The 8,253-nt window shown below is 63.7% G+C and carries 8 protein-coding genes; 6 read left to right on the plus strand and 2 right to left on the minus strand.

Translation table 11 applies throughout. The annotated features are described in order from the left end of the window. Positions 1 to 132: 132 nt before the first annotated feature. The 3 genes from BG842_RS13135 (at position 133) to BG842_RS13145 (ending at position 2,464) form a co-directional block, all read left to right on the plus strand. Positions 133 to 690 (plus strand): hypothetical protein, encoded by a 558-nt coding sequence (locus tag BG842_RS13135; RefSeq protein WP_254663140.1) that lies wholly within the window; start codon positions 133 to 135, stop codon positions 688 to 690. A gap of 146 nt (positions 691 to 836) precedes the next feature. Further along, positions 837 to 1,625, plus strand: a complete 789-nt coding sequence (locus tag BG842_RS13140) for a class I fructose-bisphosphate aldolase (protein ID WP_069451083.1) — start codon at positions 837 to 839, stop codon at positions 1,623 to 1,625. 2 nt (positions 1,626 to 1,627) lie between these two features. Then, positions 1,628 to 2,464 carry a class 1 fructose-bisphosphatase gene (locus BG842_RS13145; protein WP_069451084.1) on the plus strand — a complete coding sequence of 279 codons (837 nt, stop codon included), beginning with the start codon at positions 1,628 to 1,630 and terminating at the stop codon, positions 2,462 to 2,464. Between the two features lie 42 nt (positions 2,465 to 2,506). On the opposite strand, the gene BG842_RS13150 is transcribed toward BG842_RS13145, so the two are convergent. Further along, on the minus strand, positions 2,507 to 4,918 hold the full coding sequence (locus BG842_RS13150; protein ID WP_069451085.1) for a hypothetical protein: 2,412 nt from the start codon (positions 4,916 to 4,918) through the stop codon (positions 2,507 to 2,509). A 314-nt stretch (positions 4,919 to 5,232) separates the two neighbouring features. Between BG842_RS13150 and BG842_RS13155 the strand changes: the two genes are divergently transcribed. The 3 genes from BG842_RS13155 to BG842_RS13165 all read left to right on the plus strand — a co-directional run bounded on the left by BG842_RS13155 (position 5,233) and on the right by BG842_RS13165 (position 7,957). Continuing rightward, positions 5,233 to 5,655, plus strand: a complete 423-nt coding sequence (locus tag BG842_RS13155; RefSeq protein WP_232423712.1) for a hypothetical protein — start codon at positions 5,233 to 5,235, stop codon at positions 5,653 to 5,655. 143 nt (positions 5,656 to 5,798) lie between these two features. Then, positions 5,799 to 7,502, plus strand: a complete 1,704-nt coding sequence (locus tag BG842_RS13160) for an acyl-CoA carboxylase subunit beta (RefSeq protein ID WP_069451086.1) — start codon at positions 5,799 to 5,801, stop codon at positions 7,500 to 7,502. 110 nt (positions 7,503 to 7,612) lie between these two features. Further along, positions 7,613 to 7,957 (plus strand): DUF5658 family protein, encoded by a 345-nt coding sequence (locus BG842_RS13165; protein ID WP_069449257.1) that lies wholly within the window; start codon positions 7,613 to 7,615, stop codon positions 7,955 to 7,957. Here BG842_RS13165 and BG842_RS13170 read toward each other — a convergent pair. Then, a partial coding sequence (locus BG842_RS13170) for a MaoC family dehydratase (protein ID WP_069451087.1) occupies positions 7,954 to 8,253 on the minus strand: 300 nt, incomplete at its 5' end. The two genes, BG842_RS13165 and BG842_RS13170, sit on opposite strands and share 4 nt — an antisense overlap.

The following is an 8,253-nucleotide window of genomic DNA, read 5'->3' on the forward strand; positions in this document are numbered from 1 at the left end:
CGAGTGCTCCGGGAACGGTTGTAAGGATAGCGGAACGAAAGCGAAGGGAGAAATATGTTGACACAGTAACTATTCGGACAGGTCGAATGGCGAAACATTCAAGATGAGTGAGTGGGAGAAAGAAATGAATCGGTGAGGGCCGTGACGGAAAACGAGACACACAAAGCGGACGTGACCGTGACCGAAACGACGGACGTGAAATTCGTCGGACCAGCGACGGCGGCGGTTATCGACGACGCGTCGTTCGGCGTCGAAGCCATCCAAAACCGAACCGTCTCCTACGAGATGCTCCGCGAAGCGGGCGTCAATCCCGGCGTCGCCGGTCGTCTGCGGCGCGAACACTCCCTGTCGTGGTCCTTCGAATCCGGCAACGACCTGACCGACAGGTCCACGCAAGTTCGTGGCCTCCAGGACGAAGAGCGGGCGTGGATTGCCGCCAGTTCCGGCGACTGGGAGCGTGAGACGCCCGAAACCGCCACGACGGACGGAAGCGGCGAGGCTGAAGCGGAGGAGGCGGCGTGGCGCGACCGAAGTAGCCCCGACCCCGTGACCGACGTGCCGGAAATCGACGACCGCCTCGCGGACGAACTCGCGGAAGCGGGCATCACCTCGGTTCGAAGCCTCGCCATCGCCAACCCGGAGCGCGTCGCCGACTCGCTTTCGTTCGAGCGGAATCGAGTTACTAAATAGCGCGACTCGGCCCACGAATTGCTGTGAATTTACTACTATTGTAGTCTTCAATATACTCGATAGGACTCCCGAGATGGCCGAAAACGGGCATTCCGCTCCGCGCGCGACCAGTACACTCATATACGTCGTGGGCGCAGTTCGGGACGATGATTCCGCTGACTGACTCGCAAGTCACGCGAGACGGCAAAGCACTCATTCTCGCAATGGACCACGGACTGGAGCACGGACCCTCCGCCGACTTCGGTTCCGTTCCGGACACTCTCGACCCCGAGAAGATCTTTGAAACCGCGACCCACGACGCGGTGACCTGTCTCGCGGTCCAGAAAGGTATCGCCGAGACCTACTACCCCTCCTATGACGACGACGTGAACCTGCTCGCCAAGCTCAACGGGACGAGCAACCTCTGGACGGGCGAACCGTACTCGCCGCAGAACTGGACGGTCGATTACGCCGCCGAACTCGGCGCGGACGCCGTCGGCTACACCGTCTACTCCGGTTCGAACCACGAGTGCGACATGTACGAGGACTTCCGCGACGTACAGGAGCGGGCACACCGCGAATACGACATGCCCGTCGTCATGTGGTCGTACCCCCGCGGACAGGGACTCAAGAACGACACCAAAGAGAGCGTCATCGCCTACGCGACCCGAATCGCGCTCGAAATCGGCGCGGACATGGCGAAGGTCAAGTACCCCGGAACGCGCGAGTCGATGGAATGGGCCGTCAAATCCGCCGCCGACATGCCCGTCGTCATGAGCGGTGGGTCGAAGACCAGCGACTACGAGTTCCTCTCCAGCGTCGAAGCCGTGATGGACGCTGGCGGTTCCGGACTCGCCGTCGGACGGAACGTCTGGCAGCGTGACGACCCCGAGCGCATCCTCGACGCGCTCGAAAAGGTCATCTTCGAGGGCGCAACGGCCGACGAAGCGCTCTAACGATGGAGACGGTTGATACAATCCTCACGACCGTCGCGGCCGCCGCCCCCGAGATTCGCGGCGGTCTCACCGGTCGCCGTCGGAAGGCCGACGAGGAAAACCCCAGCGGGGAAATCCAGATGGCCGCGGACGTGTGGGCCGACGAGCACCTCGAAGCCGAGTTGACCGCCATCGAGGGCGTCGGCGAGTTCGCCAGCGAGGAGCGCGAACACGTCGTCGAGTGCGGTGAGGGACTGTCGGTCGCCATCGACCCCCTCGACGGGTCGTCCAACCTCAAATCGAACAACTCGATGGGGACCATCGTCGGCATCTACGACGCCCCCCTCCCGGCGAAGGGAACCGACCTCGTTGCGGCGGCGTTCGTCCTCTTCGGCCCCATCACGACGATGATGGTCGCCCGCGACGGGTCCGTGACGGAGTACGTCGTGGAAAACGGCGAACAACGAGTCGTTACCGAGGACGTTACGCTCCCGGACGACCCCACGGTCTACGGCTTCGGCGGCCGCGTCCCGGACTGGCCCGAGGCGTTCACTGCCTACGCCCGCGACGTCGAGGACGAACTCAAACTGCGCTACGGCGGCGCGATGATCGGCGACGTGAACCAAGTGCTGACCTACGGCGGCGTGTTCGCCTATCCCGGCCTCGAATCGCGCCCCGAGGGAAAACTCCGCCTCCAGTTCGAGGGGAACCCGATGGCGTACATCATCGAGTCCGCCGGTGGCCGCTCCTCCGACGGCAAGCAATCGATTCTCGACGTGACGCCGGAGGAACTCCACCAGCGAGTGCCGCTGCACATCGGTAACGCGGAACTCATCGACCGCCTCGAATCGGCGCTGTAACGCTCCGCTCCGTTTTTTCCGCCCCGCTCGTGCGACGACGAGTTACGTCCCGGCCGTCGTATTCGTCACTGGACTCGTCGTTACTGGCGTTGCTGGCGTCGTTTGTGGACCCGTCGTCGCAACCGTGGTCGGACCGGCGGTCGCGGTCGGTCCGCTGACGGTCGTCTGTGGCACCGTCGTTTGCGGAATTCCGCCTACCTGCCGGATGCATGCCTGCACGTCGTCCTGCTGTGCCGTCGCGACCTGCTGGCCGTTCGAATCGAAGACCGTCGCGTTGACGAAGACGTACCCGGAGACGTTGAGGTCGGCCGTCGTGTTCGTCCACGTGGTGGTTCCGTTCGGCGCTCGCTCGAAGTCCGCCGCCGAGACGTTCTGCGTCACCAGCACGGCGGACTGCGGGTTCGAGGCGTTCACCAACACCGCCTCGACCCGGTAGTCCGCGGGTTGGGTCGCGTTCGCCGTGATTCTCGTGCACGTCAGGTTCACCGTGAGCGGTGCGGTCGGCGGTGCGGTGGTCGTGGTCGTCGTAATTGTCGTGGTCGTCGTCGGCGCAGCGGTCGTAGTGGTCGCCGGAGTCGTTGTCGTGGTGGTGACGTTCGTGGTCGGTGTGGTAGTCGTGGTTGTCGGTGGGGTCGTGGTGGTCGCGTTCGGCGTCGTAGTCGTGACAGTTGGTGTCGTCGTGGTAGTGACGTTCGTGGTCGCCGAAGTCGTCGTCGGGGTTGCCGCTGGAGTCGTCGTAGTCGCACCTGACGTCGTGGTCGGTTGCGTCGGCGTCGGTTCCCCGCCAGCCTCGCTTCGGGCGGCTTCACGGAGGGTCTCCGGCGGGACGTTTTCCTCCGTCTGGAGGCGGCTTTCGGCCTGTGAAATCCCGGAGCGCGCGGTCCGTTGTATCTGACCCGCGTCGTTCACGTTCCGCTGTTTGGCAGACTGCGCCGCACCTGCGGCCGCGCCGAACGACGCCGCCTGCACCTGCCGGACGCTCGCTCGCTGGATTTGTGTGACTCCGCCGGTCGCCGCTCCGCGTGACGCGGCCTGAATCTGCGTCACGGTCGCCTGCTGGCTCTGGGAAATCGCGCCGCCCGCCGCGCCGCTCGTCGCCGCTTGCACCTGCCGGACGGAGACTTGCTGGCGTTGGCTCGCCGTGACGCCGCCCGCACACGCCCCTCGTGCCGCGGCCTGCACTTGGGTGACGCTCACCTGCTGATTCTGCGTGACGGCACCCGACGCCGCGCCGAGGCAGGCCGACTGAATCTGCGTGATTCGAACGGTCTGCACCTGCGTGATGCCTCCCTGTGCCGCCCCTTTCGAGGCGGCCTGTATCTGCTGGACGTTTACGACCTGCTTCTGGACGGCACCCTGCACCGCGCCTTGTGCCGACCCCTGTGCGACGATCTGTATCTGGACGATGCTGACGACCTGTATCTTCGTGACGCTCAACGCGCCGCTCGCCGCGCCGCGACACGCCGCCTGTATCTGTTCGACCGACGCCTGCTGGACCTGCTTGAGTCCGCCGCTCACGGCACCCTGCGCCGCGACCTGAATCTGCGTCACGGTCACCTGCTGAACCTGCGAGACGGCACCCGCCGCCGCCCCGCGAGTCGCCGCCTGTATCTGCTCGACGCTCACCTGCTGGCGCTGCGTGACGCCGCCCCGAGCCGCGCCCATCGCGGCGACTTGCACCTGCTTCGCGTTCGCGCGTTGGGCTTGGACCGCCCCGCTCGCGGCCCCGCGGGTCGCCGCCTGTATCTGTTCGACCGAGGCGCTCTGTCGCTGGTCGAGCGCGCCGAACGCGGCCCCCTGACCGGCCTCCTGAATCTGGGAGACGCTGGCCTTCTGATTCCCGGTTGCGCCGGTTGCCGCTCCCTGTGCAGCGCCGCGCGCGGCGGCCTGCACCTGCGAGACGGTCGCCCGCTGGCTTCCTGCGGCCGCGCCATGACCCGCGCCGAACGCGGCGGCCTGCACTTGGGAGACGTTGGCCTGCTGTACCTGCGTGGTCGCACCGGTCGTCGCGCCGCGCGTCACCGACTGAATCTGGGTCACGTTCACCCGCTGACTCTGAAGCAGGACACCGTGTGCGGCACCGCGGGCGGCGGCCTGTACTTGGGCGACGGACGCCTGCTGATTCTGGGAAACTGCCTGTGCCGCCCCTTCGATGGCGGCCTGTCGTTGCTGTTGCGTGATGGTGACGCCCTGTCGCTGTGCCAGCGCCGCCCCCTGAACGGCCCCGCGGGTCGCGGCCTGCTCACTGTCTGACTGATTCGCTCCTGTCTGCTGGAGGAGTCTCTCCGAACTCCCGCTCGCCGATAACAGCGGGAGCGCTCGTGTGGATTCCGACGACCGTTCGCGGGGCGCATCGGACTGTTTCGAAATCGAAACGACCCCGAGACTCGCGGTGCTGACGAGGATAAGGAGGGTGAGGCCAACCGCGAGGCCGGTGCGTGTACGTCGAGTCATGAGATACGACCTGCACGCTGGAAATCCATGTTAACAGATAGCATTGTTAATTCCGTTCTTCGAATCATCGACCTCGGTTGAGGATTCCCGGAATGTCGCAGTCGCCAATACCGAAAGTAGTCACAGAGAACTATCGCGGTAATCTCGATTTCGAAGCATCGAATCCCATCACCGCACCACCCCGAATCTATTCGGTGTCTAACTCATTAGAAATAAAACTCTTGGGGCCGGTGATTTCATTTTCGCTGCCAGTTTTCTAGATGTCTAGATTCACCATTCTTTATCTATGGTGGTCAACTGCTCTTGAGCGTCGCATGAGCAACGAGTCACCCTACCGTGACGACTCGGGGAACCGTCCGTCGAGTCATCCGTCCCACGTACTTCGCGCTGAGCCAGCAGTGAGCAGACCGTCGTTCGATGACATCTTCGAACTGCTGTCGGATAAGCGACGACGATACGCCATCCACTATCTCTCGACGACAGCGGACGGCGTAGCGACGCTTTCCGATCTCGTCGAACAGGTCGTTACGTGGGAAACCGAAACATCGGCCAACGACGTCCCCGACGACTACCGTCGCCGCGTCGAGGCATCGCTTCACCACACACACCTCCCGAAACTCGCTGACGCGAACATCATCGACTACGATGCACGGAGTGAATCGCTTCGGTACTGGGGTCAACCCGTACTCGAAGAGTACGCGGAGCACGTCGCGGCCATGGAACTGCCCGACCAGTAACTGCCTTCGATTTCACTCCGCGCTACCCCTACCCCCCGCAGACGCTTCTGGCTCTCCTCATCGTTTTTCCTCGGGACGGATGTGAAAATGTTGCCGCGATAGAAAGGGAAAACGGTTTGAAATCGCCTCACGGATTCACATTCATGAAAGTTCGTATCGGTAAGGAGGCGACCGACGAGGAAGCCTCGGCAATCGCCAGCGCGCTCGCCAAGCACGTCGGCAGCGAGGTGGAAGTGTTCGTCGGCGACGCGGACGAACCGACCGCCACGTGGAGCGACCCCGGTGAACCGCCGGAGGACGACCTCGGGCCGACGGAGCGCGAGGAACTCCTCTGGGAGGAGATCGAGGACATCGAGTCGGGCGGGAAAGAGAAGTACAAAGAACGCCTCTCGGAGAAGGGCAAACTGTTCGTCCGCGACCGACTCGACCTCTGGTTCGGGGACGATGGTCTGAAGTTCGAAGATGGTCGATTCGCCGAGTTCGACGCGGACGACCGACTGCCCGCGGACGGTCTCATCACCGGCGCGGCGGAGTTCGAGGACCGCGACCTCCACTTCATGGCGAACGACTTCACGGTCAAAGCCGGAAGCATGGCCGCGAAGGGGGTCGAGAAGTTCCTCCGCATGCAACAGCGGGCGCTCCAGAACGGCAAACCGGTCCTCTACCTGATGGACTCCTCCGGCGGCCGCATCGACCAGCAGTCCGGGTTCTTCGCTAACCGTGAGGGTATCGGCAAGTACTACTACAACCACTCGATGCTCTCCGGTCGCGTGCCACAGATTTGCGTCCTCTACGGACCGTGTATCGCGGGGGCGGCCTACACCCCGGTTTTCGCGGACTTCACCATCATGGTCGAGGAGATGTCGGCGATGGCCATCGCCTCCCCGCGGATGGTGCAGATGGTGACGGGCGAGGACATCAGCATGCAGGACCTCGGCGGCGCGAACATGCACGCCGAACATTCCGGGAGCGCCGACCTCGTGGCGCGCGACGAGGAACACGCCCGCGAACTCGTTTCCGACCTCATCACGTACCTGCCCGACAAGGCTCACGAGAAACCGCCGCGGAGCGAGCCGAAAGCTCCCGAACTGTCCCCTGAGGGAATCGACGGGGTAATTCCCGACAGCCCGAACCGCGCCTACGACATGACCGACCTGATAGACCGCGTGGTGGACGCGGACTCCTACTTCGAACTCAGGCCGGACTTCGGCGGCGAAATCATCACCGCCTTCGCGCGAATCGACGGCCGACCGGTCGGCATCGTCGCCAATCAACCGGCACAGCGCTCCGGGGCCATCTTCCCCGATGCCGCCGAGAAGGCCGCCGAGTTCATCTGGAAGTGCGACGCGTTCGAGATTCCGCTCCTCTACCTCTGTGACACGCCGGGGTTCATGGCGGGGTCGCAGGTGGAAAAGGACGCGATTCTGGAGAAAGGGAAGAAGATGATTTACGCCACCTCTTCCTCCACCGTTCCGAAACTCTCCGTCGTCGTTCGGAAGGCCTACGGTGCGGGTATCTACGCCATGTCCGGCCCGGCCTACGACCCGCAGAGCGTCATCGCGCTCCCGTCGGGTGAAATCGGCATCATGGGACCGGAAGCCGCCATCAACGCCGTCTACGCGAACAAACTGAACGCCATCGACGACGAAGACGAACGCGCCCAGCGCGAGCAGGAACTCCGCGAGGAGTACCGCGAGGACATCGATGTCCACCGCATGGCGAGCGAGATGGTCATCGACGACATCGTTCCGCCGAGCACCCTCCGCGAGGAACTCGTCCAGCGCTACGACTTCTACGCGGGCTTGGAGAAGGACCTGCCGGACAAGAAACACGGTACGATTCTGTAAGCCGAACGACTTCGAGGGTTTAGCCCCTCTCTAAGCCGGATAAGCCGGTTCATAATAAAGCACCGTTCCGCCGTGCGTGTGGATGACGTGGAATTCCCGCGCCATCATCCATGAGCCATCAGCAGTTCTCCTACCGGTATCAGCGAACGGACTGGTTCGATTTCGGCGGCATCGAGCGATTGCTCTGGGCCGTCGTCATCCTCGCACTCGTCGGGGATTTACTCACGACGTACGCCGGGTTGCAGGCGGGGCTCACCGAATCGAACCCGGTCGCACGCCACGCGCTCGGCCAGTTCGGCTTCCTCTCGCTCGTCGGGTTGAAGGCGTTCGCGCTCGGCGTGGGGTTCGTCGGGCGGACGTTGATTCCGCAGGAGTACGTGGCACTCGTCCCGGCGGGCCTCGCCCTCCCGTGGCTGTTCGCCGTGGTCGTGAACCTCTCACTGTTCTTCCACTAGGGTTTCTTGAGCGAGAGCACCGTCCGCTCGAACTCGCAAACCAGCGTTTCGTCGTCTCCATCGACTTTGAAGACCTCGACCTTCATGGTGACGACGCCGCGCTCGCCGTCGCTCGTCTCGCGCTTGTCCGTGACGGTGGACTGGGCGCGAATGGTGTCCCCGTGGAACACCGGCTCGGGGTGTGAGACGTTATCGTACGAGAGGTTGGCGACGATGGTGCCGTCGGTCGTGTCCGGAATCGAAACGCCCACCGCCACGCTCATCGTGTACAGTCCGTTGACCAACCGTTCGCCGAA

The organism is Haladaptatus sp. W1 (assembly GCF_001723155.1).
GTDB classification, from domain to species: Archaea; Halobacteriota; Halobacteria; order Halobacteriales; family Haladaptataceae; genus Haladaptatus; species Haladaptatus paucihalophilus.

Bases quoted from the DNA above. Each gene is read 5' to 3' on its own strand.
- BG842_RS13140 (WP_069451083.1), top strand. From the start codon at position 837: ATGATTCCGCTGACTGACTCGCAAGTCACGCGAGACGGCAAAGCACTC.
- BG842_RS13145 (WP_069451084.1), top strand. From the start codon at position 1,628: ATGGAGACGGTTGATACAATCCTCACGACCGTCGCGGCCGCCGCCCCC.
- BG842_RS13150 (WP_069451085.1), bottom strand. From the start codon at position 4,918: ATGACTCGACGTACACGCACCGGCCTCGCGGTTGGCCTCACCCTCCTT.
- BG842_RS13155 (WP_232423712.1), top strand. From the start codon at position 5,233: ATGAGCAACGAGTCACCCTACCGTGACGACTCGGGGAACCGTCCGTCG.
- BG842_RS13160 (WP_069451086.1), top strand. From the start codon at position 5,799: ATGAAAGTTCGTATCGGTAAGGAGGCGACCGACGAGGAAGCCTCGGCA.
- BG842_RS13165 (WP_069449257.1), top strand. From the start codon at position 7,613: ATGAGCCATCAGCAGTTCTCCTACCGGTATCAGCGAACGGACTGGTTC.